This window comes from Streptomyces sp. NPDC055632 (assembly GCF_053618675.1).
In genome coordinates this window covers 19,197-44,751 of record NZ_JBSHHY010000020.1, presented here as the reverse complement: position 1 = coordinate 44,751, position 25,555 = coordinate 19,197, and the positions used below count along the sequence as shown (strand labels likewise).

General features: G+C 73.7%; 23 protein-coding genes and 1 pseudogene. 15 read left to right on the top strand and 9 right to left on the bottom strand.

Annotated features, from left to right (window positions below):
- Nucleotides 1-16 precede the first annotated feature (16 nt).
- Entirely contained in the window at nucleotides 17-730 is a 714-nt protein-coding gene (locus tag ACWGSR_RS24070) for a response regulator transcription factor (RefSeq protein ID WP_366378092.1), read from the bottom strand.
- A gap of 327 nt (nucleotides 731-1,057) precedes the next feature.
- On the opposite strand from ACWGSR_RS24070, the gene ACWGSR_RS24065 reads away from it, so the two are divergent.
- The 8 genes from ACWGSR_RS24065 to ACWGSR_RS24030 all read left to right on the top strand — a co-directional run bounded on the left by ACWGSR_RS24065 (nucleotide 1,058) and on the right by ACWGSR_RS24030 (nucleotide 7,787).
- Nucleotides 1,058-1,867 carry an amino acid ABC transporter ATP-binding protein gene (locus ACWGSR_RS24065; protein ID WP_376246081.1) on the top strand — a complete coding sequence of 270 codons (810 nt, stop codon included), beginning with the start codon at nucleotides 1,058-1,060 and terminating at the stop codon, nucleotides 1,865-1,867.
- Between the two features lie 53 nt (nucleotides 1,868-1,920).
- Complete coding sequence (locus ACWGSR_RS24060; RefSeq protein ID WP_376246077.1) at nucleotides 1,921-2,742, top strand: glutamate ABC transporter substrate-binding protein; 822 nt, start codon at nucleotides 1,921-1,923, stop codon at nucleotides 2,740-2,742.
- 120 nt (nucleotides 2,743-2,862) lie between these two features.
- Nucleotides 2,863-3,537 carry an amino acid ABC transporter permease gene (locus ACWGSR_RS24055; protein WP_376240864.1) on the top strand — a complete coding sequence of 225 codons (675 nt, stop codon included), beginning with the start codon at nucleotides 2,863-2,865 and terminating at the stop codon, nucleotides 3,535-3,537.
- Entirely contained in the window at nucleotides 3,534-4,424 is an 891-nt protein-coding gene (locus ACWGSR_RS24050) for an amino acid ABC transporter permease (RefSeq protein WP_376240806.1), read from the top strand. Before ACWGSR_RS24055 ends, ACWGSR_RS24050 begins: the two co-directional genes overlap by 4 nt.
- Before the next feature lie 394 nt (nucleotides 4,425-4,818).
- Nucleotides 4,819-6,531 carry an FAD-dependent monooxygenase gene (locus ACWGSR_RS24045; protein WP_453568848.1) on the top strand — a complete coding sequence of 571 codons (1,713 nt, stop codon included), beginning with the start codon at nucleotides 4,819-4,821 and terminating at the stop codon, nucleotides 6,529-6,531.
- Nucleotides 6,532-6,563: 32 nt separating this feature from the next.
- Complete coding sequence (locus ACWGSR_RS24040; protein WP_311307652.1) at nucleotides 6,564-6,650, top strand: putative leader peptide; 87 nt, start codon at nucleotides 6,564-6,566, stop codon at nucleotides 6,648-6,650.
- A gap of 115 nt (nucleotides 6,651-6,765) precedes the next feature.
- Complete coding sequence (locus ACWGSR_RS24035) at nucleotides 6,766-7,323, top strand: cupin domain-containing protein (RefSeq protein ID WP_376240810.1); 558 nt, start codon at nucleotides 6,766-6,768, stop codon at nucleotides 7,321-7,323.
- A gap of 38 nt (nucleotides 7,324-7,361) precedes the next feature.
- On the top strand, nucleotides 7,362-7,787 hold the full coding sequence (locus ACWGSR_RS24030) for a rhodanese-like domain-containing protein (RefSeq protein WP_453568846.1): 426 nt from the start codon (nucleotides 7,362-7,364) through the stop codon (nucleotides 7,785-7,787).
- A 137-nt stretch (nucleotides 7,788-7,924) separates the two neighbouring features.
- Here the strand turns inward: ACWGSR_RS24030 and recX are convergent, their stop codons facing one another.
- Both recX and recA read right to left on the bottom strand, forming a co-directional pair.
- Nucleotides 7,925-8,491, bottom strand: coding sequence for a recombination regulator RecX (recX, locus tag ACWGSR_RS24025; protein ID WP_453568844.1), 567 nt, complete (start codon nucleotides 8,489-8,491; stop codon nucleotides 7,925-7,927).
- 4 nt (nucleotides 8,492-8,495) lie between these two features.
- Nucleotides 8,496-9,629, bottom strand: coding sequence for a recombinase RecA (recA, locus tag ACWGSR_RS24020; protein ID WP_376240816.1), 1,134 nt, complete (start codon nucleotides 9,627-9,629; stop codon nucleotides 8,496-8,498).
- 242 nt (nucleotides 9,630-9,871) lie between these two features.
- Between recA and ACWGSR_RS24015 the strand changes: the two are divergent.
- Nucleotides 9,872-10,338: pseudogene (locus ACWGSR_RS24015) on the top strand (NUDIX hydrolase).
- 251 nt (nucleotides 10,339-10,589) lie between these two features.
- Here ACWGSR_RS24015 and ACWGSR_RS24010 read toward each other — a convergent pair.
- Nucleotides 10,590-11,366: an SGNH/GDSL hydrolase family protein gene (locus tag ACWGSR_RS24010; RefSeq protein ID WP_376240820.1), complete on the bottom strand. Its 777-nt coding sequence runs from the start codon at nucleotides 11,364-11,366 to the stop codon at nucleotides 10,590-10,592.
- 143 nt (nucleotides 11,367-11,509) lie between these two features.
- Here ACWGSR_RS24010 and ACWGSR_RS24005 point away from each other — a divergent pair, with 143 nt between their 5' ends.
- The 4 genes from ACWGSR_RS24005 to ACWGSR_RS23990 all read left to right on the top strand — a co-directional run bounded on the left by ACWGSR_RS24005 (nucleotide 11,510) and on the right by ACWGSR_RS23990 (nucleotide 15,752).
- Nucleotides 11,510-12,736, top strand: coding sequence for a sensor histidine kinase (locus ACWGSR_RS24005; RefSeq protein ID WP_453568842.1), 1,227 nt, complete (start codon nucleotides 11,510-11,512; stop codon nucleotides 12,734-12,736).
- 90 nt (nucleotides 12,737-12,826) lie between these two features.
- The gene (locus ACWGSR_RS24000) at nucleotides 12,827-13,495 is read left to right on the top strand and encodes a response regulator (protein WP_453568840.1); all 669 of its coding nucleotides are present in this window, start codon (nucleotides 12,827-12,829) and stop codon (nucleotides 13,493-13,495) included.
- A gap of 138 nt (nucleotides 13,496-13,633) precedes the next feature.
- On the top strand, nucleotides 13,634-14,938 hold the full coding sequence (locus ACWGSR_RS23995; protein WP_453568838.1) for a cytochrome ubiquinol oxidase subunit I: 1,305 nt from the start codon (nucleotides 13,634-13,636) through the stop codon (nucleotides 14,936-14,938).
- A gap of 34 nt (nucleotides 14,939-14,972) precedes the next feature.
- Entirely contained in the window at nucleotides 14,973-15,752 is a 780-nt protein-coding gene (locus ACWGSR_RS23990; protein WP_453568836.1) for a cytochrome d ubiquinol oxidase subunit II, read from the top strand.
- A gap of 97 nt (nucleotides 15,753-15,849) precedes the next feature.
- Here the strand turns inward: ACWGSR_RS23990 and ACWGSR_RS23985 are convergent, their stop codons facing one another.
- Nucleotides 15,850-16,977, bottom strand: coding sequence for an AI-2E family transporter (locus ACWGSR_RS23985; RefSeq protein WP_376240867.1), 1,128 nt, complete (start codon nucleotides 16,975-16,977; stop codon nucleotides 15,850-15,852).
- Nucleotides 16,978-17,466: 489 nt separating this feature from the next.
- The gene (locus ACWGSR_RS23980; RefSeq protein ID WP_030221389.1) at nucleotides 17,467-17,661 is read right to left on the bottom strand and encodes a DUF3046 domain-containing protein; all 195 of its coding nucleotides are present in this window, start codon (nucleotides 17,659-17,661) and stop codon (nucleotides 17,467-17,469) included.
- A 79-nt stretch (nucleotides 17,662-17,740) separates the two neighbouring features.
- On the opposite strand from ACWGSR_RS23980, the gene ACWGSR_RS23975 reads away from it, so the two are divergent.
- Complete coding sequence (locus ACWGSR_RS23975) at nucleotides 17,741-18,670, top strand: hypothetical protein (protein ID WP_453568834.1); 930 nt, start codon at nucleotides 17,741-17,743, stop codon at nucleotides 18,668-18,670.
- Between the two features lie 35 nt (nucleotides 18,671-18,705).
- Here ACWGSR_RS23975 and ACWGSR_RS23970 read toward each other — a convergent pair whose 3' ends face one another.
- From ACWGSR_RS23970 to ACWGSR_RS23960, 3 genes are all read right to left on the bottom strand, one after another.
- Nucleotides 18,706-19,014 carry an AzlD domain-containing protein gene (locus tag ACWGSR_RS23970; protein ID WP_125658941.1) on the bottom strand — a complete coding sequence of 103 codons (309 nt, stop codon included), beginning with the start codon at nucleotides 19,012-19,014 and terminating at the stop codon, nucleotides 18,706-18,708.
- Nucleotides 19,011-19,766 (bottom strand): AzlC family ABC transporter permease, encoded by a 756-nt coding sequence (locus ACWGSR_RS23965; protein WP_453568832.1) that lies wholly within the window; start codon nucleotides 19,764-19,766, stop codon nucleotides 19,011-19,013. Before ACWGSR_RS23965 ends, ACWGSR_RS23970 begins: the two co-directional genes overlap by 4 nt.
- Nucleotides 19,767-19,911: 145 nt before the next feature.
- Complete coding sequence (locus ACWGSR_RS23960; RefSeq protein WP_453568830.1) at nucleotides 19,912-20,766, bottom strand: AraC family transcriptional regulator; 855 nt, start codon at nucleotides 20,764-20,766, stop codon at nucleotides 19,912-19,914.
- 137 nt (nucleotides 20,767-20,903) lie between these two features.
- Here ACWGSR_RS23960 and ACWGSR_RS23955 point away from each other — a divergent pair, with 137 nt between their 5' ends.
- Nucleotides 20,904-25,553 (top strand): Lhr family ATP-dependent helicase, encoded by a 4,650-nt coding sequence (locus ACWGSR_RS23955; protein WP_453568828.1) that lies wholly within the window; start codon nucleotides 20,904-20,906, stop codon nucleotides 25,551-25,553.
- Nucleotides 25,554-25,555: the final 2 nt, after the last annotated feature.

The window sequence follows — 25,555 nt, the reverse complement described above, 5'->3', positions numbered from 1 at the left end:
AGGGACCGCCGGGCGGTTACGCGGCGGGGGCGACCAGGCGGTAGCCGACGCCCCGCACGGTCTCGATCAGGGCGGGCATCCGCAGCTTGGAGCGCAGGGAGGCCACGTGCACCTCCAGGGTGCGGCCGGTCCCCTCCCAACTGGTGTGCCAGACCTCGCTGATGATCTGCTCGCGGCGGAAGACGACGCCGGGCCGCTGGGCGAGGAGGGCGAGCAGGTCGAACTCCTTGCGGGTCAGCTGGACGCTCTCGCCCTCGACGCTGACCCGGCGGGTGGGCAGCTCGATGGTGACGGAGCCGAGCCGCAGCCGGGTCCCGTCGGCGGTCCCGGCGGTCCCGCCGGTCTCCTCGGGGCCGGTGCTGCGCCGGCTGACGGCGTGGATGCGGGCGAGGAGCTCGCCGGGGTCGTAGGGCTTGACGACGTAGTCGTCGGCGCCGAGGTTGAGGCCGTGGATGCGGGAGCGCACGTCGCCGCGCGCGGTCACCATGATCACCGGGGTGGTGGTGAGCTTCCGGATGCGGCCGCAGACCTGGTAGCCGTCCTGGTCGGGCAGGCCGAGGTCGAGCAGGATCACCCCGTAGGAGGGGCGCTCGCCGTGCGCGGTGGGCAGGACGGCCTGGAGCGCCTCCTCGCCGTTGCGGGCGTGGGTGACGGCGAAGCCGTGCTTCGCGAGAATCGCGGAGAGGGCGGCGGCGACGTGGTCGTCGTCCTCCACGAGCAGCAGTCGCATGCGTACCTCCTCCGTGATCTTCCGTGTCGTTCGCGCTGTTCGCGCCGTTCCCGCGGCGCTCGCGCCGGGCGCCGGGCGCCCGTGCCGGGTCTCTGTGTACCAGGTGGCACCAGAGCATGAACACCGGACATCGGCGTCACAGTCAAGTGTCCTCCCGTTACGCGGGCGTTTCCGTGATGCACCTGGTACGGCACCCGGTGTCGCCTTCACGCAGTGTGTCCGGTTGCGGCCGGATCGTTATCCTCAATTTCCGCTCAGATGTGATGACGCTCGTCACATCGGGTCTCTAGTGTCCTCCCCAACCGAGGAGGACGGAGCAAGAGGCCGATGAGCGGAGAGTCAGTGTCCAAGGAACCGAAGGACGCCCTGTCCAAGGGTTCGCAGGACACCCCGCGTGCCGCGGACGACCTGGTCGTACTGTCCGACGTGAACAAGCACTTCGGCGCACTGCATGTCCTCCAGGACATCGATCTGACGATCACCCGCGGCGAGGTCGTGGTCGTCATCGGGCCCTCGGGGTCCGGCAAGTCGACGCTGTGCCGCACGATCAACCGGCTGGAGAGCATCGACTCCGGCACCATCACCATCGACGGCAAGCCGCTGCCGGAGGAGGGCAAGGAGCTCGCCCGGCTGCGGTCCGACGTCGGCATGGTCTTCCAGTCGTTCAACCTGTTCTCGCACAAGACGGTGCTCGAGAACGTGATGCTGGGGCAGATCAAGGTCCGCAGGACGGAGAAGAAGGCCGCCGAGGAGAAGGCGCGCGCGCTGCTCGACCGGGTGGGCGTGGGCACGCAGGCGGACAAGTACCCGGCGCAGCTCTCCGGCGGTCAGCAGCAGCGCGTGGCGATCGCCCGCGCGCTCGCGATGGACCCGAAGGTCATGCTCTTCGACGAGCCGACCTCGGCCCTCGACCCCGAGATGATCAACGAGGTCCTGGAGGTCATGCAGCAGCTGGCCCGGGACGGCATGACGATGGTGGTCGTGACCCACGAGATGGGCTTCGCGCGCTCCGCCGCCAACCGGGTCGTCTTCATGGCGGACGGGAAGATCGTCGAACAGGCCTCGCCCGAGGAGTTCTTCAGCAACCCGCGCAGCGACCGCGCCAAGGACTTCCTCTCCAAGATCCTTCACCACTGAGCGAGTTCGGACCTATTCTTCCCGACTCACGCCTAGCCAAGGGACTTTCCTCGATGAAGCTTCGCAACACCTCCGCCGCCGCTGCGGCCGTCGTCCTGCTCGCCCTGACCGCGACGGCCTGTGGGGGCGGGTCCGACTCCGGGAGCAACGGTGACAAGATCACCGTCGGCATCAAGTTCGACCAGCCCGGCCTGGGCCTGAAGACCCCGGACGGCAAGTACGCCGGCTTCGACGTCGACGTCGCCCGTTACGTGGCCAAGGAGCTCGGCTACGCCGAGGACAAGATCAACTTCAAGCAGGCGCCGAGCGCCGAGCGCGAGAACCTGATCAAGAACGGCGACGTGAAGTTCATCGTCGCCAGCTACTCGATCAACGACAAGCGCAAGAAGGAGGTCGACTTCGCCGGTCCGTACTTCCTGGCCCACCAGGACCTGCTCGTGCGCGCCGACGACAGCTCGATCACCAAGGTCGAGGACCTCAATGCCAAGAAGCTCTGCTCGGTCACCGGCTCGACCTCCGCGCAGAACGTCCGCGACAAGCTCGCCCCCAAGGCCGACCTGCGCCAGCTCGGCGGCTACTCCGAGTGCCTGACCGGTCTGGAGAACAAGGCCGTCGACGCCCTCACCACCGACGACTCCATCCTCGCGGGCTACGCCTCGCAGAAGGAGCACCAGGGCAAGTTCAAGCTCGTCGGCCTGCGGATGAGCGACGAGAAGTACGGCATCGGCGTCAAGAAGGGCGACGACGAGCTGCGCGGCAAGATCAACAAGGCGCTGGAGAAGATGGTCTCCGACGGCACCTGGGACAAGCTCGTCAAGGAGCACTTCGGCCCGTCCGGCTACAAGTACGAGCCCGCGCCGAAGGTCGAGGGCTGATCCACCCCGCCTCCGCGGTGACGGCCGTCCCCGTACGGGACGGCCGTCACCGCGGCACCGGCCACCGTCCACACGGCGGCCTCCACACCGACCGACCACCAGGGGAGAGCGCGGGGCATCGTGTTCGACTTTCTTGATTCCGGGCAGTACGACCTGCTCGGCGCCTTCTGGGTGACGGCGCAACTCGCCTTCTACTCGGCGATCGGCTCGCTGGTCTGGGGCACCGCCCTGGCCGCCATGCGGGTCAGCCCGGTCCCGCTCATGCGGTCCTTCGGCACCGCGTACGTCAACCTCGTCCGGAACACCCCGCTGACCGTGGTCATCGTGGCCTGCTCGCTGGGCCTCGACCAGACCCTCGGGATCACGCTCGGCGCCGACGACTCCGAGGCGATCGGCTTCCGCCTCGCGATCCTCGGACTGGTCGCGTACACCGGCACGTTCGTCTGCGAGGCGCTGCGCTCCGGCATCAACACGGTGCCGTCGGGCCAGGCCGAGGCCGCCCGCGCGCTCGGTCTGAGCTTCTTCCAGGTGCTCACCCTGGTGGTGCTCCCGCAGGCCTTCCGCGCCGCGGTGACCCCGCTCGCCAACGTCCTCATCGCCCTCACCAAGAACACCACCGTGGCGGCGGCCATCAGCGCCGCCGAGGCGGCGTTCCTGATGAAGGAGATGATCGAGAACGAGGCGGATTCGCTCTTCGCGGTCTTCGCGGTCTTCGCCTTCGGCTTCATCGTCCTGACCCTCCCCACCGGCCTCGTCCTGGGCTGGGCGGCCAAGCGACTGGCGGTGAAGCGATGAGCTCCGTCCTGTACGACAACCCCGGCCCGCGCGCCAAGCGGCGCAACGTCCTCTACACGGCCGGCTTCCTCGCGGTCCTCGCCGTGCTGGCCTGGTGGGTGCTCTCCGCGCTCGCCGACAAGGGCCAGCTGGACGCCGACAAGTGGAGCCCGTTCGTCACCGACGTCCGGGTCTGGACGACGTACCTGCTGCCGGGTCTGGTCGAGACCCTCAAGGCCGCCGCGCTCTCCATCCTGATCGCGCTGCCGCTCGGCGCCCTCCTCGGCATCGGCCGGCTCTCGGACCACCGCTGGGTGCGGGTGCCCGTCGGCACGGTCGTGGAGTTCTTCCGCGCCATCCCGGTCCTGCTCCTGATGATGTTCGCGAGCGCGGTCTACCGGGAGTTCACGCCCGTCAGCTCCGACTTCCGTCCGCTGTACGCGGTCGTCACCGGCCTGGTCCTCTACAACGCCTCGGTCATCGCCGAGGTCGTCCGGGCCGGCGTCCTCTCGCTGCCCCGGGGCCAGGGCGACGCGGCCGTCGCGCTCGGCATGCGCAAGGGCCAGACCATGCTGTACGTGCTGCTTCCGCAGGCCGTGACCGTCATGCTCCCGGCCCTGGTCAGCCAGCTCGTCGTGATCGTCAAGGACACCGCGCTCGGCGGCGCCCTGCTCGGCTTCCCCGAGCTGCTCAGCCAGAACCGGCAGATCACCGCCAACTACGGCGCCAACACGATCGCCACCTTCGCGGTCATCGCGCTGATCTTCATCGCCCTCAACTTCGCCCTGACCACCCTGGCGGGCTGGCTGGAGCGGCGGCTGCGGCAGGGCCGGAAGACGGCCGGCGTGACGGAGAGCGCGGTCACGAAGACCGGCGAGGCCCCGGCGGAGGCCGTCAGCGGCACGTGACCCCTCGGAGGGCCCGGAACGACGGGGGTACGAGGGACCCGGAACGACGGGGGCGGGCGGAGCGGCACCGACACGAGGTCGGCCGCACCGCCCGCCCCTTCGCACGTGGCACCACCGTCCCGGGTCGCGGTCTCCTGGGACACGGCGTCCCGGGTCATGGCGTCCTGAGTCACAGCCTCCAGGATCACAGCCTCCCGGGTCCACCGACGAGGGCCCGGCGGCGCGCCCCCGCCGCCGTTCGCGGCACCGGTTCCAGGTCGGCCGCACCGCGCCCACCCCGTCGCTTGACGCAAGCACCCTCAGTGGGTTGCATACGGTCTGTGATCAACCACCGGGCCCGTGCCACACTCGACCGTGCTGCCCTCATGACCGTCCGGCCTTCAGGAGCCGCGCCGTGGACCCGGTGATCATCGTAGGCGCGGGACCGGTCGGTCTCGCGCTCTCCCTCGCGCTCGCCGCGCAGGGCGTGCCCAGCGTCGTCCTCGACGAGGGCTCCGGCAAGGAGGAGCCCCGCCCGGCGAGGAGCGTCGTCCTGCGCGCCGACATGGCCGCGATGGTCGAGCGCCTCGGCTGCACGACCCTCCGTGACGAGGGCGTCCGCTGGGTCGGCTGGCGCGGCATGCGCCGCCGCCAGGTGGTGCGCCGGCTGGAGCTCGACCTGGGCCTCGGCGGTACGGAGGAGTGGTCCGAGGACCCCGCCGCGCCCGCCGCCCCGGCCGCCCCGCTGCACATCCCCCAGCACGCCCTGGCCCGTGGCCTGCGCGAGGCCATCGCCGGGCAGAAGCTGATCGAACTCGTCCCCGAGGCCCGGCTCGACACCGTCGAGCAGGACCGGGACGGGGTCGTCGCCCACACCCGGGGCCCGGCGGGCACCTGGTGGCGCGGCAGTCACCTCGTGGGCTGCGACGGCGCCCGTTCGACGGTGCGCAAGCTGCTCGGGATCCGCTTCCCCGGCCGCACGGCGGTGGAGCGGCACGCCGTCGCCGCGCTGCGCACCGAACTCCCCTGGCCCGGCGAGGCCCTGCTGCACCGTCAGCCGCCGTGGCGCGGCGCCGCCGAGGAGATCGGCGCCCGGCCGCTGCCGGACGGGGTGTGGCGGATCGACTGGCTGCTCCCGCCGCGCGGCGACCTGGTCACTCCGGACGCGCTGATCGCCCGCATCCGCGAGACGCTGGCCGGCTGGTGCGACGGGACGACGCCCCCGTACGAGCTCATCGACACCGGGGTGCACACGCTGCACCACCGGCTCGCCCGGCGCTGGCGGGTCGACCGCGTCCTCCTCGCCGGGGACGCGGCGCACCTGCTCGGCGCGGTCGGCACCCAGGGGCTCGACGAGGGCCTGCGGGACGTGGACAACCTCGCCTGGAAGCTCGCCCTCACCTGGCACCACGGCGGCTCGGAACGGCTGCTCGACAGCTACCAGAGCGAGCGGCGGGCGGCCGTGGCCACCCGGCTGCGCGCGGCGGACCAGTCGCTGCCGGTGCTGCGCGGCGGCGGGGGCCTGCGGACGTACCTGCCCGGGGCCGCGCGCGGTCACGACGCCCTGCTGACCGACGGCCACGTGGGGCGCGGCCCGCTGGGCGCGCCCCCCGCGTACCCGCACTCCCCCCTCGCACCTCCGTACGCCGACGGGCAGATCCCGGTCGGCACCCCGCCGGGCGCCCCCGTCGAGGACGTCCGCGTGACCGCTCCCGACGGCACGACCGTACGGCTCCGGGACCGGCTCGGCCGGGGCCGCCTCCTGGTCCTCCTGATCGCACCCGGCACGGGGGTGTGGGACCGGCGCCACTGGCGGACCGCCGGTGTGATGCCCCGTCTCGAAGAGGCCGTGCGCGCCCTCCCGGTGCGGTCCGAGGTCCTGGTCTCGGAGTCCTACCCGGGCGCTCCGGCCCATGCCGTCCTGCTCGTACGGCCCGACGGGCACCTCGTCGCCGCGTTCTCCGGGGTGCGCCCCGAGGAGCTGCACGCGGCGGCGGACGCGGTCCGCGGCGGCTCCCTCACCGACCGGGAACCCGCCGAGATCTCCTCCGGAAAGCCCTCCGGAAAGTCCTCCGGTACGTCCTCCGAGGTGTCCGTGGAGAGTGACCGCACGGCGGACATGCATTGATTCGGCCGGGGACGCGTGGTGTACTCCGGAGCGTGACCGACACCGATGTGCGCCTGTGGCGGAGGGTCCATATGGACCTCCTCCGCTATGCGGGCTGCGTGTGTCGCCCGTCCTGCTGATCTCGCCCCTTTCCCGCGCGCCCCGCCGCCCCGCCTCCCTTCCGCGTCCGCCGACGCGGATCCGTGTGTGCCGTGTGCCGTCGCGCGCTCTTCGCGAACCCCAGGACGGTCACCCGTGTCCCAGCACGCCATCCCCCTTCCACCCACCGCCGCCGCCCCGGCCGCCGCGCCTCCTCCGGCCGCCCCGACGGCCACCGAACTGCTCGACTTCGTCCGCCGCACGGCCGCCGACCGGGAGCTGATCGCCTCCCTGCCGCTCGACCCCGAGGGCCGCACCTGGGTACGGCTCGACGGCCCCGGCGGCAGCGAGGCCTGGCTCATCGGCTGGCCGCCCGGCACCGGGACCGGCTGGCACGACCACGCCGAGTCGCAGGGCGCCTTCGCGACCGCGCGCGGGACGCTGACCGAGCACGCGCTCGCGGTCCGGCTGCCGGCGAGCGGCTGGAAGACCCTGGAGCTGGCCGACGGGGTCGACCGGTCCCGCCGGCTGGGAGAGGGCGTGGGCCGGGCCTTCGGCCGCCACCACGTGCACGAGGTGCTCAACGAGTCCGAGGACACCCACGCGGTGTCGGTGCACGCCTACTATCCGCCGCTCCCGCTGATCCGGCGCTTCAGCCGGACGGGCGCGGTGCTCCGTCTCGAACAGGTCGAACGCCCGGAGGACTGGCAGTGAGCGAGGAGCGGGAAGAGCCGAGGGAAGGGGTGGAGCGAGTGACGGAACAGGTGGAGCCGGTGACGGGACGCGTGGGCATCGACGAACTCCTGGAGCAGGTCAGGTCGGGCCTCGACCGGATCGAACCCCGGGCCGCCTACGAGGCGTACGAAGCGGGTGACGCGCTCCTGGTGGACACGCGCTACGCGGCCCTGCGGGAACGGGACGGGCTGATCCCGGGCGCGCTGATCGTGGAGCGCAACGAGCTGGAGTGGCGGCTCGACCCGCTGGGCAGCCACCGCGCGGCGGAGGCCGACAGCCACGACCTGCGGGTGGTGGTCCTCTGCAACGAGGGCTACGCCTCCTCCCTCGCGGCCGAGTCCCTGCGCCGCCTGGGCCTGCACCGGGCGACCGACCTCATCGGCGGCTTCCAGGCCTGGAAGGCCGCCGGCCTTCCAGTCCTCCTCCCGGCGGCCCGGGGCTGACCCGACGACCGACCGGGACCGGACGGGCCCTTCTGTTCCTTCTGCCCCGTGCCCTTCTGCTCAGTGCCCTTCTGTCCCCCGTGGTCAGAAGGGCGCCCCTTGGGCAGAAGCCTGCCCCTGGTCGAAAGGGTCCCGGATCAGAAGGGCTCGTCCAGCCCCTCCGTGTCCTCGCCCTCCGCCTCCAGCGCCTGGCGGACGACGCGGAGGGCCATGCCCTCGGGATAGCCCTTGCGGGCGAGCATGCCGGCGAGCCGCCGCAGGCGGCGGTCGCGGTCCAGGCCGCGAGTGGCACGCAGCTTGCGGGCCACGAGTTCGCGCGCCGTGGCCTCCTCCCGCTCGGAGTCGAGCTGGTCCACCGCCTCCTGGATCAGGGTGGGCTCGACGCCCTTGGTGCGCAGCTCCCGGGCGAGGGCGCGGCGGGCGAGGCCCCGGCCGTGGTGGCGGGACTCCACCCAGGCCCCCGCGAAGGCGGCGTCGTCGATGAGCCCGACGTCCTCGAAACGGGAGAGGACCTCCTCCGCCACCTCGTCGGGGATCTCCCGCTTGCGCAGCGCGTCGGCCAACTGCTTGCGCGTGCGGGGGGTCCCGGTGAGCAGGCGCAGGCAGATCGCCCGCGCCCGCTCAGCCGGATCCTGGGGTGACAGCTCCTTCTCGGCCCTCGACGAGTCGGGGCTGTCACCCGGCCATTCGGTACGACCGGTCACCGGTTCAGCTCTTGACCGCGGTGGCCTTGGTCGTCTTGGCGGTCTTGGCCGCGGCGGGCGCCGGGACGCTCTTGGCGTCGTCCGCACCGGTCGCGTCCGCGGCCGCCGCGTCCGCGCCCGGCTCGGCCGACAGGGCCTCGGGACGGACGCCGACGCCCAGCTTCTCCTTGATCTTCTTCTCGATCTCGTTGGCGAGGTCGGGGTTGTCCTTCAGGAAGTTGCGGGCGTTCTCCTTGCCCTGGCCGAGCTGGTCACCCTCGTAGGTGTACCAGGCACCGGCCTTGCGGACGAAGCCGTGCTCGACGCCCATGTCGATCAGGCCGCCCTCGCGGCTGATGCCCTGGCCGTAGAGGATGTCGAACTCCGCCTGCTTGAAGGGCGGCGCGACCTTGTTCTTGACGACCTTGACGCGGGTGCGGTTGCCGACCGCGTCCGTGCCGTCCTTGAGGGTCTCGATGCGGCGGATGTCGAGGCGCACCGAGGCGTAGAACTTCAGGGCGCGGCCACCGGTCGTGGTCTCCGGCGAGCCGAACATCACGCCGATCTTCTCGCGGAGCTGGTTGATGAAGATCGCGGTGGTCTTGGACTGGTTGAGCGCGCTGGTGATCTTCCGGAGGGCCTGGCTCATCAGACGGGCCTGGAGACCCACGTGCGAGTCGCCCATCTCGCCCTCGATCTCCGCGCGCGGGACGAGCGCGGCGACGGAGTCGATGACGATCAGGTCGAGGGCGCCGGAGCGGACCAGCATGTCGACGATCTCGAGGGCCTGCTCGCCGTTGTCCGGCTGGGACAGGATGAGGTTGTCGATGTCGACGCCGAGCTTCTTGGCGTACTCGGGGTCGAGGGCGTGCTCGGCGTCGACGAAGGCGACCTGGCCGCCGGCCTTCTGGGCGTTGGCGACGGCGTGCAGGGTCAGGGTCGTCTTGCCGGAGGACTCCGGTCCGTAGATCTCGACGACGCGGCCGCGCGGCAGGCCGCCGACGCCGAGGGCGACGTCCAGGGCGGTCGAGCCGGTGGAGATCACCTCGATCGGCTCCTGGGTGCGGTCGCCCATGCGCATCACGGCGCCCTTGCCGAATTGGCGTTCAATCTGTGCGAGCGCGGCGTCGAGCGCCTTCTCGCGGTCGGTTCCTGCCATGGGTTCCACCCGGTTTGCTTGAGTCGATCGCTTCATGTGAAAGACGCTAACCCCTGCCACTGACAATGGGCCCCGGCGTCCCGCCCGCCCTGTGGAAAACCCCGCGGCAACCCCGCGATTCCAGGGCCGGACCTCCATGAGAATGGATGTTCGATTTTAGTGTCAAGCACGCCACGTGGCCCGGGACCGCCTCGTCGGGAGGCCCCCCGGCGGCTGGACCCGACTCCTCAGGAGGCAGCGGGATGAGTTTCCGCCTGGCGGCGTACGCCGTGTGCGTCGAGGACGGGCGGGTGCCGCTCGCCCGCCACGTGTCGCCGGAGGGCGAGTCCACCTGGACGCTCCCGGGCGGCGGGGTCGAGCACGGGGAGGACCCGTTCGACGCGGTGGTCCGGGAGGTCGCCGAGGAGACCGGCCGCGACGCGGTGGCCGAGCGCCTGCTGGGCTTGGACTCGCGGACGATCCCCGCCGCCGAGGCCCGTGCCGGTGTCGAGCACCAGAACGTGGGCGTCTTCTACCGGGTCCGCCTCGCCCCCGGCCGGCTGCGCCCCGAACCGAACGGCGAGACCGCGGAATCGGTCTGGACCCCGCTCCCCGCCGTCGCCGCCTGCGCCGGTCGTCCCTGGTCGACGTCGGCCTGGCCCTGGCCCGCTCCCTGCCGCCGACCGGCCACGTCGCCCCGGTCCCGGCCGGCGGCCTGATCCGGCACTGAGAACGCGGCCCGCCCGGCCGCCGGAACCTCCGTCGCCCGGGCCGGCGCGGCCCTGGCGAGGTGGCCGTCACGAGTCCCGAGCCCGCGCGCGTCGAATCCAGGACGCGCACCCGGTGGACCGGCCCCGGGAACGGATGCGGACGGCGCCGGGGGGCCGCGTCAGCCCCGTCCCGAAAGCGGGCGCGGACGACACCGGAAACCGCACCGGCACCATCCCAGTAGACCGGACACGGGCGGCGCCGCGAACCGCTTCAGCCCCGTACCACCGGCAGCAGCTCCGGCCGCTTGGCCGCGCGGCCGTCGCCGGACGACCGGCCGCGCAGCCGCCGGCCCAGCCAGGGCCCCAGGAAGGCGCCGGCCCAGCGCAGCTCGGCACCGATCCCCACGGGGAGGGGAACGTCCGGCGGCGGCAGCGGACGGGTCCAGGAGTCGTCGGCGCCGGACAGGCCGAGGGACTGGGCGACGGCGGCCGCGATGCGCGCGTGGCCCAGCGGACCGGCGTGCAGCCGGTCGGGGCTCCACAGCCGGGGATCGGTGACGACCGGGTGGTGGCCGGTCTCCACGACGACGACGCCGTACCGGCCCGAGACCTCCCGGATGCGCGCGTTGAGGGCCTGCACGCGCGGGACGAGCGGCCGGGCCAGCGGGGTGATGCGGCCGACGTCGGGGAAGGTCAGGGTCGCCACGCGCGCACCCCGCCCGGTCAGCGCGGCGAACATCTCCTCCAGGTGCCCGGCCGTCGCGTCCGCGTCGAAACCGGGCCGCAGCAGGTCGTTGAAGCCCGCGACGACCGTGGCGAAGTCCGGTTCGAGCGCGAGGGCGGGGGCCAGCTGTTCGGCGCGCACCTGCCCGGCGAGGCGGCCCCGCACGGCCAGGTTGGCGTAGAGCATGCCCGGGCTCTCGCGGGCGAGCAGCTCGGCGAGCCGGTCCGCCCAGCCGCGCAGGCCGCCGGTGTCGTCGCCGTCGCCGACCCCCTCCGTCTGGCTGTCCCCCAGCGCGACGTACCGCAGAAACGTGCCGTCCGTCATCGGACCTCCGCCTTCCCTCACGACCGACCCGGCGAGCGGACGCACCCGCGCGCGTGCCCGCCCTCCCTCACCATACTCACTTTATTTACTACACAACGATACGACCAACCGCTTGCCCTACCCTCCGCCCTATCCTTCGACGCATGCCCCTCCCCCACCGCGCCCCCGGCGGCGGCCGCCCGTCCCCGCGCGCCGTCGACGCCCTCGTGGCGGGCGCCGTCCTGCTGGTCGTGGTGGTCTGGGCACTCGTCGCGGGGCGCCGCACGGACGAGCCCGCACTCCGCGCGGTGCTCGGCTGGGCGCTCGTCCTGGTCGGCTGCGGGGCCCTGTACTTCCGGCGGCGGCAGCCGGTCGCGGTCGCCGTCGTCACGCTGCTCGCCTGCGCCGTCTACTACCCGCTGTCCGCCCAGGACGGCCCGCTCATGATCACCTTCGCGCTCGCGCTCTACACGACCGCCGCCGAAGGGCGCTTCGCCGCCGCCGTCGCGCTCGCCGCCGTCACCCTGCTCGCGGTCGGCGCCGGCGAGGTCCGGCAGCGGCCCGGACACCGGCAGATCGACGACACCTCGCTCGCCATGCTGGCCGGCTGGCTGATCAGCCTGGTCGCCGTGGGCCGCGCCCAGCGGACCCGGGCCGCCTACCTCCACGAGGTGGAACAGCGGGCGCTGGCCGCCGAACGCGAGCAGGAGGCCCGGGCCCGGCAGAGCGCCACCGAGGAGCGGCTGCGGATCGCCCGCGAGGTCCACGACGTCCTCGGCCACAGCATCTCGCTGATCAACGTGCAGTCCGGGGCCGCGCTGCACCGGCTCGGCAAGAAGCCGGCCCCCGAGGCCGGGCTCGCCACCGCGACCGAGGCCCTGGAGGCGGTGAAGGCCACCAGCAAGGACGCGCTGCGCGAGCTGCGGGCGACCCTCGGGGTGCTGCGCCGGGCCGGCGAGGCCACCCCGACGACCCCGGCCTCCTCCGGCCTCGCGCTCCTCGGCGACCTCGTCGGGCGGGCCCGGAGCGCCGGCCTCGACGTGCGTACGGGCGTCACGGGCGCCCCCGTACCGCTGCCGCCGCCCGTCGACCTCGCCGCGTACCGGATCGTGCAGGAGTCGCTGACGAACATCGCCCGGCACGCGGGCGCGAGGACCGTGGACATCGGCCTCGACTGGGGCGCGGACGCCGTGCGGCTGCGGATCGCGGACGACGGCGAGGGCGCGCCGGAGGGCCGGCCGCCGGGCAGCGGCATCCGGGGCATGGCCGAGCGGGCCCGTGCGCTCGGCGGCGAACTGACCGCCGAGAATGGGGAGGGCGGCGGCTTCCTGGTGGACGCCCGGCTGCCGTACGCCGTACCCGGGGAAAGCCCCCGGGAGGACACCCGATGACCGGCGTCGTACCCGAGGCCGGGGAAAGGCCTCGGGAGGACATCCCATGACCGGCGTCGTACCCGAGGAAAGCTCCCAGGAGGGTGCCCGATGATCCGTGTCGTGCTGGCCGACGACCAGACCCTGGTCCGGGCCGGTTTCCGGTCGATCCTCTCCGACGAGGAGGACATCGAGGTCGTCGGGGAGGCGGGCGACGGGGAGCGGGCGATCGGTCTCGCCCGCGAACTGCGCCCGGACGTGGTCCTGATGGACATCCGCATGCCGGTGCTCGACGGGCTCGAAGCCACCCGCCGGATCACCGCCGACGAGCGGCTCGAAGGGGTCCGGGTGATCGTCCTGACCACCTTCGACGCGGACGACCACGTGTACGGGGCGCTGCGCGCCGGCGCGTCGGGCTTCCTCGTCAAGGACACCGAGCCGATGGAACTGCTGCACGCGGTGCGGGTCGTGGCGCGCGGTGACGCCCTGATCTCACCGGCCGTGACCCGCCGTCTGATCGCCGAGTTCGCGGGGCGCGCCGACCGGCAGCCGGACCCGAGCCCCCGTCTCAACGCCCTCACCGAACGGGAGCGCGAGGTCCTCGGCCTGGTGGGCGCGGGGCTCTCCAACGACGAGATCGCCGGCCGCCTGGTCCTCTCCCCCGCCACCGCCAAGACCCACGTCAGCCGGATCATGACCAAGCTGGCCGTGCGGGACCGGGCGCAGCTGGTGATCCTGGCGTACGAGTCCGGGATGATCACGCCGGGCTGGCTGGCCTGACCCCTCCCCCTAGGGGGCGGAACCCCACGGGAACAACCCACGGGGTACGCGCGCGTGGACCGGTACGACCACCGGGGTACGGCCGGTGTCCTCCCCGGGCCGACGCCGGGCCCCCGGCCGTACGCCGACGCTGAACGGGTGAACCAGGACGTACTCGATCTCGCGCGGCTGCAGTTCGCCCTCACCGCCGGCGGCCACTTCCTCTTCGTCGCCCTCACCCTCGGCCTCGCGACGGTCGTGGCGGTGCTCCAGACGCGGGCGACGTTCGGCCGGAACCCGCTCCACGCGCGCATGGTGCGCTTCTGGGGCCAGTTGTACGTGATCAACTACGCGGTCGGGATCGTCACCGGCCTCGTGATGGAGTTCCAGTTCGGCATGGCGTGGAGCGGGCTCACGCACGAGGCGGGCAACGTCCTGGGGGCCTCGCTCGCCGTCGAGACGGTCGTGGCGTTCTTCGTCGAGTCGACCTTCCTCGGCCTGTGGATCTTCGGCTGGCACCGGCTCAACCGCTGGGCCCACCTGGCCGCGATCTGGATCGTCGTCCTGACCGCCTATCTGTCGGCGTACTGGATCCTCGTCTCCAACGGCTTCCTCAACCACCCCGTGGGATACGGCTCCGAGGACGGCGGGCTCGTGCTCGACGACCCGGTCGCCGTCCTCACCAACCCCTCCGCGCTCCTCGCCTTCGGCCACGTCCTGGCGGGGGCGCTGCTCACCGCCGGGTTCTTCATGGCCGGCGTGAGCGCGTACCACCTCTTCCGCCGCAGCCCCGAGTGGGAGTTCTTCGGCCGCAGCCTGCGCATCGGGGTGTTCCTGTCGGCGCCCGCGCTGATGGCGGCGGCCGTCTTCGGCGGACTCCAGCTCGGCGCCCTCGCCACCTTCCAGCCGATGAAGGCGGCCGTTCTCAGTGGAGGGGCGGCCGAGATCGCGCGCCTCCGGGCGGAGATGGCGGAACGCTTCGGCCCGGGCGACTACGTGCCCTCGGAGGCGTGGACCCGGGGCGGCGGCCTGACGATGCTCGTCTGCTTCGCCCTGATGATGTACCTGTGCTTCGCCGGGGTGGTCCTGGCCTGCTTCAAGAAGGCCGTCTTCCGGTTCCGGCTCTGGCACCTGGTCCTGATGGCGGCCGTACCGCTGCCGTACCTCGCGATGATCAGCGGCTGGGTCTTCCGGGAGGCCGGCCGGCAGCCGTGGGTGGTCTACGGGCTCCTCAGGACGGAGGACGCGGTCTCGGACCTCTCCCCCGGCACCATGCGCCTCTCGCTCGCCGTCTTCACCACCCTCTTCGTCCTGCTCGCCGTCCTCGACGCCCGGCTCCTGGCCCGGCACGCCCGCCGCGGCCCCGTCGACTCCGGCCTCGGCCACGACGAGCGCCCGGGCCCCGACGACGGGCCGGGCGGGGCGCCCGACCCGGCCGACGCGCTGCCGGCCCCGCGCTACTGAACCCCCACCCCCGCTTCCAGGAAGAGGAGTCCCCGTGGAGACCCTGGCCATCGCCCTGCTCGCCTTCTTCACCGCGGGCTGGTTCGTCCTCGCCGGGGCGGACGTCGGCACCGGCATGCTCGCCCCCTGGCTCGGCCGGAGCGACCGCGAGCGGCGGCTCGTCCTCGCCTCCTTCGCCCCCTTCTTCCTGGGCAACGAGGTCTGGCTGGTCGCCGCCGCCGGAGTGTTCGTCGGCTGCTTCCCCGCCCTCGAAGGGGACCTCCTGAGCGGTCAGTTCCCGGTCTTCGTGGCCCTCCTCACCGGCTGGGTCGTGCGCGACACGGGCCTGTGGTCGCGCGGCCGGGGCGCCGGGCCGCGCCGGCGCGCCGGCTGCGACGCCGCCGTGGCCTGCGGGAGCTGGACCGTCGCGCTCTCCTGGGGATGGCTCCTCGCCGCCCTGCTCACCGGACGGCCGTACACCCCGGCGACCGGCCCCACGGCGGTCCTCACCGCCCTCGCCGTGGCCGCGCTGTTCGCCGCGCACGGACTCGGCTTCGCCACGCTGCGGCTCACGGGACCGCCGTACGAGCGGGCCCGCAGGCTCGTCGGACGGACCGGGCACCCGTGGCAGTCCTTCGCCCTCACCGGCGTCCTGCTCGCCGGGCTGCCGCTCTGGGCGGGGACCGCGCTGCCGCTGGCCGGGCGGGCGGCCGACCCCGCCACGCTCGCCCTGCTCGTGCCCGTCCTCCTCGCCGTCACCCCGCCGCTCGTGGCCGTCCAGGCCTGGACCTGGTACGCCTTCCGGCACCGGGTCACCCGCCCCTCGTACCTCTGAGCCCCCGCGCTCCCGACCGAACCCCCGTGTTCCCGACGCGGATCGGTCCTCCCACAAGGTTCAACCTTCCGGCGTGGATCGGTCCTCCGACGCGGATTCAGTCCTCCGGCGCGGACTCCTTCTTGTGGTGCAGGGCCTTCTGCAGCCGGGCGACCACCGCCTCGCCGTACCTGCGGTGGCCGTGGACGCGCGGGTCGTCCGTCACGTCGTACCGCTTCACGTACGCGCCGAGGAAGGCCTGCAGGGTGGCGACGGCCGGAATCGCGATCAGCGCGCCGACGGCCCCGAGCAGCGCCGTGCCCGCGATGACGGAACCGAAGGCCACCGCCGGGTGGATGTCCACGGTCTTCGAGGTGAGCTTCGGCTGGAGGACGTAGTTCTCGAACTGCTGGTAGACCACGACGAAGCCGAGCACCCACACCGCGTACCAGGGGTTGACGGTGAAGGCGATCAGCATCGGCAGGGCACCGGCCAGATAGGTGCCGATGGTCGGGATGAACTGCGAGACCAGACCGACCCACACGGCGAGCGCCGGGGCGTACGGCACGTCCAGGATCTCGAAGAGCACGAAGTGCGCGGCGCCCGAGATGAGGGCCATCAGACCGCGCGAATACAGATAGCCGCCGGTCTTGTCGACCGCGATCTCCCATGCCCGCAGCACCTCGGCCTGCCGGGCGGGCGGCAGGACGGAGCAGAGCGCGCGTCGCAGCCGGGGCCCGTCGGCCGCGAAGTAGAACGAGAACAGGAAGATCGTGAGGAGCCGGAATAGGCCGCCGAGGACGGTGGCGGAGACGTCGAGGACGCCGGACGCGCTGTTCTGCACGTACCGCTGCAGCCAATCGGACTTGAGCAGGCTGTCCTGGACCTCGACCCTCGACAGGTCCGTGTGGAAGCTGTCGTTGATCCATTTGATCAGCGAGTCGAGGTACTTGGGGAAGTTCTCGACCATGTCGACGATCTGCCCGGCCAGCATCGACCCCAGGAGGACGACGAAGCCGACGCCGAAGACGAGGACGGCGAGGAAGACCAGGAAGGTGGCGAGGCCCCGGCGCATCCCGCGCGCCGCCATGCGCCCGACCGCCGGTTCGATGGCGAGGGCGAGGAAGAAGGCCAGGAGGATGTTGACGAGGAGGCCGACGAGCTGGTGGAAGGCCCAGTTGCCCAGCAGGAAACAGGAGTAGAGGGCGAAGGCCAGGACGAGCGCGCGGGGCAGCCAGCGCGGCATCCGCGCGGTGGGGTCCGGGGGCCCGGCCGCCGGGGCGGGAGGCACGTCCACGGCGACGCCTCCTCCCGCCCCGGCGGTCGGGGCCGGAGCCTTCGGAGTCGGAGCGGCGGGAGGGGCGGAGACCGTCACGTCGGTCGACCCGGTCCTGCCGCTACGGCCGGTCCTGCCTGTACGGCCTGTACCGCCGGGCTCACCGGTGATCCCGTCGGGGCCGGGGGTCCCGTCGGTACCGCGAGTCCTGTCGGTGTCGCGAGTCCTGTCGGTGTCGCGGGTCCCCTCGGTACCGCGCGTCCTGTCGGTGTCGCCGGTCTCGTCGTCGTCGGGGGTCTTGTCGGTGTCGTCGCTGTCGTCAGTCGGGGCCACCCCGCCAGTCTCGCGCACCGCGCGGACATTCCTCCCGGGCCCCCGCCCGTCCCCCGCGGCGCCCCCGTCCGCCGGGTCCGCGGACGGCCCGGCCGCCGGACCGTCCGGTGATCGTCCGGCGACCGGTCAGCGCTTGTCGGCGGGCACGTCGACGGCGGCGCAGACGGCACGCCACACGTCCTTCGCCTCCCAGCCGGCGTCCAGCGCCTCCCGCACGGTCCGGCCCCCGAGTTCCGCCATCACATGATCGCTAGCGAAGGACTCGGCGTACGAGGCACCGAAGTGGTCGGCCATCCGTTCCCAGAAAATCGTCAACCGCATGACTCCAGTATCCCGCTCCGAAGAGTGCAGCCCGCCCCGCGGGTCTTGTCAGCGCCGCTTTCCGCCCTACGGTCGGAGCATGGCCGAAAACCCCCTCCCCTCCGCGTCCCCGACTCCCCTGGCCCGCGCCGAGCACTTCGTCTGGCTGACGGCCCGCGTCCTCGAACAGCGCCGGTTCGCCTACCACTTCCAGCGCGGCGGCGCGGATCAGGTCGAGACGGCGCTCACGGCGTACCTCAACGAGGACGGCGGTTACGGTCACGCGCTCGAACCGGACCTGCGCGGACCCGTCAGCCAGCCGCTGCACACCGCGCACGCGCTGCGGGTCCTGGACTCCGTCGGCCGCTGCGGCGGACCGCGGGTCGAGCGGATCTGCCGCTACCTCACGACGGTGTCCACGCACGACGGGGCCCTCCCGGCGATCCACCCCTCCCAGCGCGACTACCCCTCGGCGCCGTTCGTCCCGGTCGTCGACTCCCCGCCGAGCGCGCTGCTCTCGACCGGCCCGGTGGTCGGGCTGCTCCACCGCAACCAGGTGTGGCACGCGTGGCTGTTCCGGGCCACCGAGTTCTGCTGGTCGGCCGTGGAGTCCCTGGAGAAGTCCCACCCGTACGAGGTGCAGGCCGCCGTCGCCTTCCTCGACGGGGCCCCGGACCGCCCGCGCGCGGAGGCGGCCGCCGACCGCCTCGGCCGGCTCGTCCGGGAGCAGGGGCTCGCCGTCCTCGACCCGGACCGGCCGGAGGACCGGCCGGTGGCGGACGGGTACGCGCCCGGGGAGCACCACTTCCCGCACGACTACGCGCGCGTGCCGGACTCGCTGGCCGCGCGCTGGTTCACGGGAGAGGAGATGGCCCGGTCGCTCGACCGGCTCGCGGCCGACCAGGAGGAGGACGGCGGCTGGCCGATCCGCTGGCGCGCCTGGGCCCCCGGCTCGGCCCTGGAGTGGCGCCCGATCGTCACCGTCGAGGCCCTGCGCACCCTCCGCGCCCACGGCCGCCCCGTCGGCTGACGGAGCGGGCGGGGCGCACGGCCTCCGGGCCGGTCTCACCAGCCCAGGGCCCGCACCCCCGCCGTGACGGCGACGGCCGCGCCCACGACGACCAGGAACGGCGCCCGCAGGACGAGCGCGACGGCGGCCGCGGCGAGTCCGGCGGCGCGGGCGTCCAGGACGAGGTCGCCGCCCGTGCTGAACGTCTGCTGCGCGGTGAGCGCGGCCAGCAGGGCGACGGGCAGCAGCGCCGCGAGCCGCTGGACGAGCGGGCGTTCCAGCGCTCCGGCGGGGACGAGCAGTCCGACGAGCTTGACCAGGTAGCACCCGGCGACGGTGAGGGCGATCGCGATCCAGACGTTCATCGGGAGTCCTTCTCTCGTCGGGTCGTGGAGTCGGTCGTGGGCGCGGCGCGCCGGCCCCGTACCCAGAGCACCACGGGCGCGGCGAGGGCGGCCGCGAGGACGGGCACCCCGGCGGGGAGCACGGGCAGCAGGCCGAGGCCGAGCAGGACGGCGAGACCGGCGGTGGCCCGCTCGGTCGCGGACTTGAGCATGGGGGCGAGCAGGGCCAGGAAGACGGCGGGTCCGGCCGCGTCGAGACCCCAGGCCGCGGTGTCCCCGATCGCCTCGGCGCCGAGCGCCCCGAGGAGCGTGGTGACGTTCCACAGGACGTACAGCGTGATCCCGGTGACGGTGAAGCCGATGCGGGCGGCCCGGCGGGACGGCTGGGCGAGGGCGACCGCCGTGGTCTCGTCGATCACCCAGTGCGCGGCGAGGGGCCTGACGGCCTTCGGCAGGGCGAGGAGCTGGGAGAGCCGCAGCCCGTAGAAGGCGTTGCGGGTGCCCAGGAAGAACGCTCCGGCGGCGGCCGTGAAGGGGTTGCCGCCCGCGGCGAGCGCGCCGACGAGGGCGAACTGCGAGGCGCCGGTGAAGACGAGCAGGCTGAGGACGCAGGTCTGGAGGAGGCTGAGCCCGGAGCCCGCCGAGGTCACGCCGAAGGCGAAGCCGGAGAGCCCGACGGCGACGCCGACGCCGAGGGCGTCGCGGACAACGGCGGCGTCGGGCTTGGCCGGGGCGTCGTCGGGTGTCACGGGGAGTGCTGTCTGTTCTGCCACGTCGGGGACGCTACGGCTGCCGGACCCCTCGGGTCTTGTACGTTCTTGCGCCGGGCCGACCGGGTCGACCGGGCCGACCGGGTCGACCGGGTCAATCGGACCAGCCGGACCAGCCGGATCAGCCGGATCAGCCGAATCAACCAGGTCAACCGGATCGACCGGCCCCGCGAAGCCCTCGCGCTCCGCCACGCGCGCGTTGATAGGCCCCCGGCGGCACCCCCACGCTGCGGGTGAAGTGCCGGTTGAGGTGCGACTGGTCGGTGAAGCCGACGACGGCGGCCGCCTCCGCCGGAGGGACGCCGGTGTCGAGCAGCCGCCGGGCCCGGCGTACGCGCGCGTCGGTGAGCCAGGTGTGCGGCGGCATCCCGTACGTGTCGCGGAAGGCCCGGAGCAGGGCGAAGGGGCTGGTGTCCAGCTCGGCGGCGAGGCGCTCCAGGGTCGGCGGCTCGGTCATCCGGCCCTCCAGGACCTCACGCGCGCGTGCCGCGTTCCGGGCGCCCGCCGTGCGGGGCGGCAGCGGGGCGATCGGGCCGCCGTGGCTGCGCAGCATCCGGGCCGTGACGAGCCGGAGCAGGCTGTCGGCGGCGAGCGCGTTGCCCTCCTCGGCGGCCCGGTGGACGCCGACGACGAGCCGTGCGGCGTACGGGTCGTCGATGACGGGCGAGGTGAAGCCGACCGAGCCGCGCAGGGCGAGGGTGTCGGCGGCGATCGACCGGACGATCTCCGCGTCGGGGTAGATCGTGCGGTAGGTCCAGCCCTCGGGTACGCCCGCGTGCCCGGTGTGCGGGGTGTCGGGGTTGACCAGGGCGATCTGCCCGGGCCCGGCGTGCACCAGCTCGTCGTGGTGGTGGAAGGCCTCGACGCCCTCGGTGATCGCGGCGAAGACGAAGGTCTCGTGGGTGTGGCGGGCGAAGGCCTTGCGGACGTAGTGGGCGTGCAGCAGGTCGACCCCGGGCAGCTCGGGGTACTGCCAGTACCGTGCCCGTTCCCCGCTCGCCATGCCTCCATTCTGCGCCAGGGGCGCACGGGCCCGCCGCCGCGGTCCGCGCACACCGGAGGGTGACGGGCCGCCGCGCTGTCCGGGCGGTTTTCCACAGGTCCCGGCGGTTGTCAGTGCCCGGGTGCACGATGGGGGGCATGGTCAGGTCCGCGCTCGACTCGTTCTCCCCCGCGACCCGTGGTTGGTTCACCGGGGCCTTCATCGCGCCCACGGCGGCGCAGGAGGGCGCCTGGAGCGCCATCGGGGCGGGCTCCGACGTGCTGGTCGTCGCCCCGACCGGTTCGGGCAAGACGCTGGCGGCCTTCCTCGCCGCCCTGGACCGGCTGGCTTCCTCGCCCCCGCCCGCCGAGCCGGGAAAGCGCTGCCGCGTGCTGTACGTGTCCCCGCTGAAGGCGCTCGCGGTGGACGTCGAGCGGAACCTGCGCTCCCCGCTGACCGGCATCCGCCAGGAGTCGGTGCGGCTAGGGCTGCCCGAGCCGGACATCCGGGTCGGGATCCGCTCCGGCGACACCCCGGCCGCCGAGCGCCGGACGCTCGCGACGAAGCCGCCGGACATCCTGATCACCACCCCCGAGTCGCTGTTCCTGATGCTGACCTCCGCCGCCCGTGACGCCCTCGCGGGCGTGGAGACGGTCATCCTGGACGAGGTCCACGCGGTCGCGGGCACGAAGCGGGGCGCGCACCTGGCGCTCTCCCTGGAGCGGCTCGACGAGCTGCTGCCGAGGCCCGCGCGCCGGATCGGCCTCTCCGCCACGGTCCGGCCGGTCGACGAGGTGGCCCGCTACCTGTCGCCGGGGCGCGCCGTGGAGATCGTGCAGCCGCCGTCGGGCAAGGAGTTCGACCTCTCCGTCGTCGTCCCCGTCGAGGACATGGGCGAGCTGGGCGGCTCCCCGGCCTCCGAGGGCAAGGAGGGCGGTGACAGGCCGTCGATCTGGCCGCACGTCGAGGAGCGGATCGCCGACCTCGTGCAGTCCCACCGCTCCACGATCGTCTTCGCCAACTCCCGGCGCCTGGCCGAGCGCCTGTGCAACCGGCTCAACGAGATCGCATACGAACGGGCGACCGGCGAGCCCCTGCCCGAGGGCGCTCCCCCGGCCGAGGTCATGGCCCAGTCGGGGGCGGCGCACGGCGCCCCGCCGCTGCTCGCCCGGGCCCACCACGGCTCGGTGTCCAAGGAGCAGCGCGCCCAGGTCGAGGAGGACCTGAAGGCGGGCCGGCTGCCCGCCGTGGTGGCCACCTCCAGCCTGGAGTTGGGCATCGACATGGGTGCGGTCGACCTGGTCGTGCAGGTCGAGTCGCCGCCCTCGGTGGCCTCCGGGCTCCAGCGGGTGGGCCGCGCCGGACACCAGGTCGGCGCGGTGTCGACGGGCGTGGTCTTCCCCAAGTACCGGGGCGACCTGGTGCAGGCGGCCGTGGTCACCGAGCGGATGCGGTCGGGGGCCATCGAGTCCCTGCGGATCCCCGCCAACCCTCTGGACGTGCTCGCGCAGCAGCTGGTCGCGATGGTCGCGCTCGACACCTGGCAGGTGGACGACCTGCTCGCGGTGGTGCGCCGGGCGGCGCCGTTCGCCTCGCTGCCCGAGTCGGCGTTCACGGGCGTCCTCGACATGCTGGCGGGCCGCTACCCCTCGGACGCCTTCGCCGAGCTGCGCCCGCGCGTGGTCTGGGACCGGGTGGCCGGGACGGTCACGGGCCGGCCGGGCGCGCAGCGGCTCGCCGTCACCTCGGGCGGCACGATCCCCGACCGGGGCCTGTTCGGCGTGTTCCTGGCGGGCTCGGACCCCAAGAAGGGCGGGGGCAGGGTCGGGGAGCTCGACGAGGAGATGGTGTACGAGTCGCGGGTGGGCGACGTGTTCACGCTCGGCACCACCTCGTGGCGGATCGAGGACATCACCCGGGACCGGGTCCTGGTCACCCCCGCGCCCGGCGCGCCGGGCCGACTGCCGTTCTGGAAGGGCGACCAGCTGGGCCGCCCGCTCGAACTGGGCCGGGCGGTGGGCGCGTTCCTCCGCGAGGTCGGCGCCCTCGGGGAGGAGGACGCGCGGCTGCGGCTGCTCGCCGCCGGGCTCGACGCGTGGGCCGCCGAGAACGTCCTCGCGTACCTCGGGGAGCAGCGCGAGGCCTGCGGCCACGTGCCGGACGACCGGACGATCCTGGTCGAGCGCTTCCGGGACGAGCTCGGGGACTGGCGGGTCGTCATCCACTCCCCGTTCGGGGCGCAGGTGCACGCCCCGTGGGCGCTGGCCCTCGGCGCCCGGCTCGCCGAGCGGTACGGCATGGACGCGCAGGTGATGCACGCGGACGACGGCATCGTGCTGCGCCTGCCGGACGCCGACCTGATGGGCCTGGAGATGGGCCTGGACCTCCTCGACCACGAGCCGGTGGACCCGGGCCGTCACGCGGACGCCGTGTACGACGCGGACAAGGCGCCCGTCGGCGCGGCCGACGCCCTCTTCGACAAGGGCGAGATCGGGCAGATCGTCACCGACCAGGTGGGCGGCTCCGCGCTGTTCGCCTCCCGCTTCCGCGAGTGCGCCGCCCGCGCCCTGCTGCTCCCGAAGCGGAACCCTGGCAAGCGCACCCCGCTGTGGCAGCAGCGGCAGCGCGCGGCCCAGCTCCTCCAGGTGGCGAGCGAGTTCGGCTCGTTCCCCATCGTCCTGGAGGCCGTCCGCGAGTGCCTCCAGGACGTCTTCGACCTGCCCGGCCTGACGGAGCTGATGGGCGACATCGAGGCCCGCCGGGTCCGCCTCGTCGAGGTCACCACCCCCGAGCCGTCCCCCTTCGCCCGCTCGCTGCTCTTCGGCTACGTGGCGCAGTTCCTGTACGAGGGCGACTCGCCGCTCGCGGAGCGGCGGGCCGCCGCGCTCTCCCTGGACTCCCGGCTGCTCGCGGAGCTGCTCGGCCAGGCGGAGCTGCGCGAGCTGCTCGACGCCGACGTCCTGGCGGAGCTGGAGCGGGAGCTCCAGTGGCTGACGGAGGACCGGCGGATCAAGGACGTGGAGGGCGTCGCCGACCTGCTGCGGGTCCTGGGTCCGCTCACCGACGCCGAGCTGGCCGAGCGCGGTGCCGAGGCCGGCTGGGCGGGCGAGCTGGAGGCGGCACGGCGTGCGATCCGGGTGCGGATCGGGGGCCGGGAGCACTGGGCGGCGATCGAGGACGCGGGCCGGCTCAGGGACGCCCTGGGCACGGCCCTGCCGGTCGGCGTCCCCGAGGCCTTCACCGAGCCGGTCAAGGACCCGCTGGGCGACCTCCTCGCCCGGTACGCGCGCACGCACGGCCCGTTCACCTCCTCCCGGGCCGGTGAGCGCTTCGGCCTGGGCACGGCCGTCACCGACGGCGCCCTCCAGCGGCTCGCGGCGTCCGGCCGGGTCGTCCAGGGCGAGTTCCACCCCTCCGGCATCGGCCAGGAGTGGTGCGACGCCACCGTCCTGCGCCGGCTGCGTCGGCGCTCCCTCGCGGCCCTGCGCCACGAACTGGAGCCGGTGCCCCCGGCGGCCCTCGCCACCTTCCTGCCACAGTGGCAGCACGTGGGGAGCAACAGCCTGCGCGGCATCGACGGCCTGGCGCGGGCCGTCGAGCAGCTCCAGGGCGCGCCCGTCCCGGCCTCCGCCCTGGAGAAGCTGGTCCTGCCGTCCCGGGTCCGGGACTACTCCCCGGCGATGCTGGACGAGCTGACGACCACCGGCGAGGTGGTGTGGGCGGGCGCGGGCTCGCTGCCCGGCAAGGACGGCTGGGTCTCGCTCCACCTCGCGGACGCGGCCCCGCTGCTCCTGCCCCCGCCGCACCCGCTGGAGCTGTCCGCGCTGCACGAGTCGGTGCTCACCGCCCTCTCCGGCGGGTACGGCCTGTTCTTCCGCCAGATCGCCGACCAGGTCCGGGCGACCACCCACCCGGACGCCACCGACCCTCAGCTCGCCGACGCGCTCTGGGACCTGGCCTGGTCGGGCCGGCTCACCAACGACACCCTCGCTCCGCTGCGGGCGCTGCTCGGCTCCGGCCGCACGGCCGGCTCCACCGCGCACCGCGCGCGCCGCACGGTCCCCCGCGGCCGGTACGGCACCCTGACCGCGTCCGCCCGGCCGGTGTCCCGCACGGGCCCGCCCACGGTCTCCGGCCGCTGGTCGCTGCTGCCGCCGCTCGAACCGGAGCCGACGCACCGGGCGCACGCCCTGGCCCGCACCCTGCTCGACCGGCACGGCGTGGTCACCCGGGGCGCGGTGGCCGCCGAGGGCGTGGAGGGCGGTTTCTCCGCCGTGTACCGGATCCTGGCCGCCTTCGAGGACAGCGGCCAGGCCCGCCGGGGCTATGTCGTGGAGGGTCTCGGCGCGGCCCAGTTCGCGATGGACGGCGCGGTGGACCGGCTGCGGGCCGCGGCGACCGCGCGCGACCGGGGCGTCGAGGCGGCGTCCGGTCCGCGCGCCCTCGTCCTGGCGGCGGCCGACCCGGCGAACGCGTACGGGGCCGCCCTGTCCTGGCCCGAGCCGCCGACCGGCGCCGGGCACAAGCCGGGGCGCAAGGCGGGCGCGATGGTGGTCCTGGTCGACGGCGAGCTGACGCTCTACGTGGAGCGCGGCGGCAAGACGCTCCTGTCCTGGCCCGCCGACCCGGACGACCCGGCCCTGACGGCGGCGGCCGAGGCCCTGGCCGCGTCCGCCCGCGCGGGCGCCCTGGGCACGGTCACGGTGGAGCGGCTCAACGGCGTCCCGGCCCTGACCTCCCCGCTGGCCCGCCCCCTGGAGGCGGCGGGCTTCCTGGCCACACCCAGAGGCCTGCGCCTGCGCGCCTAGGA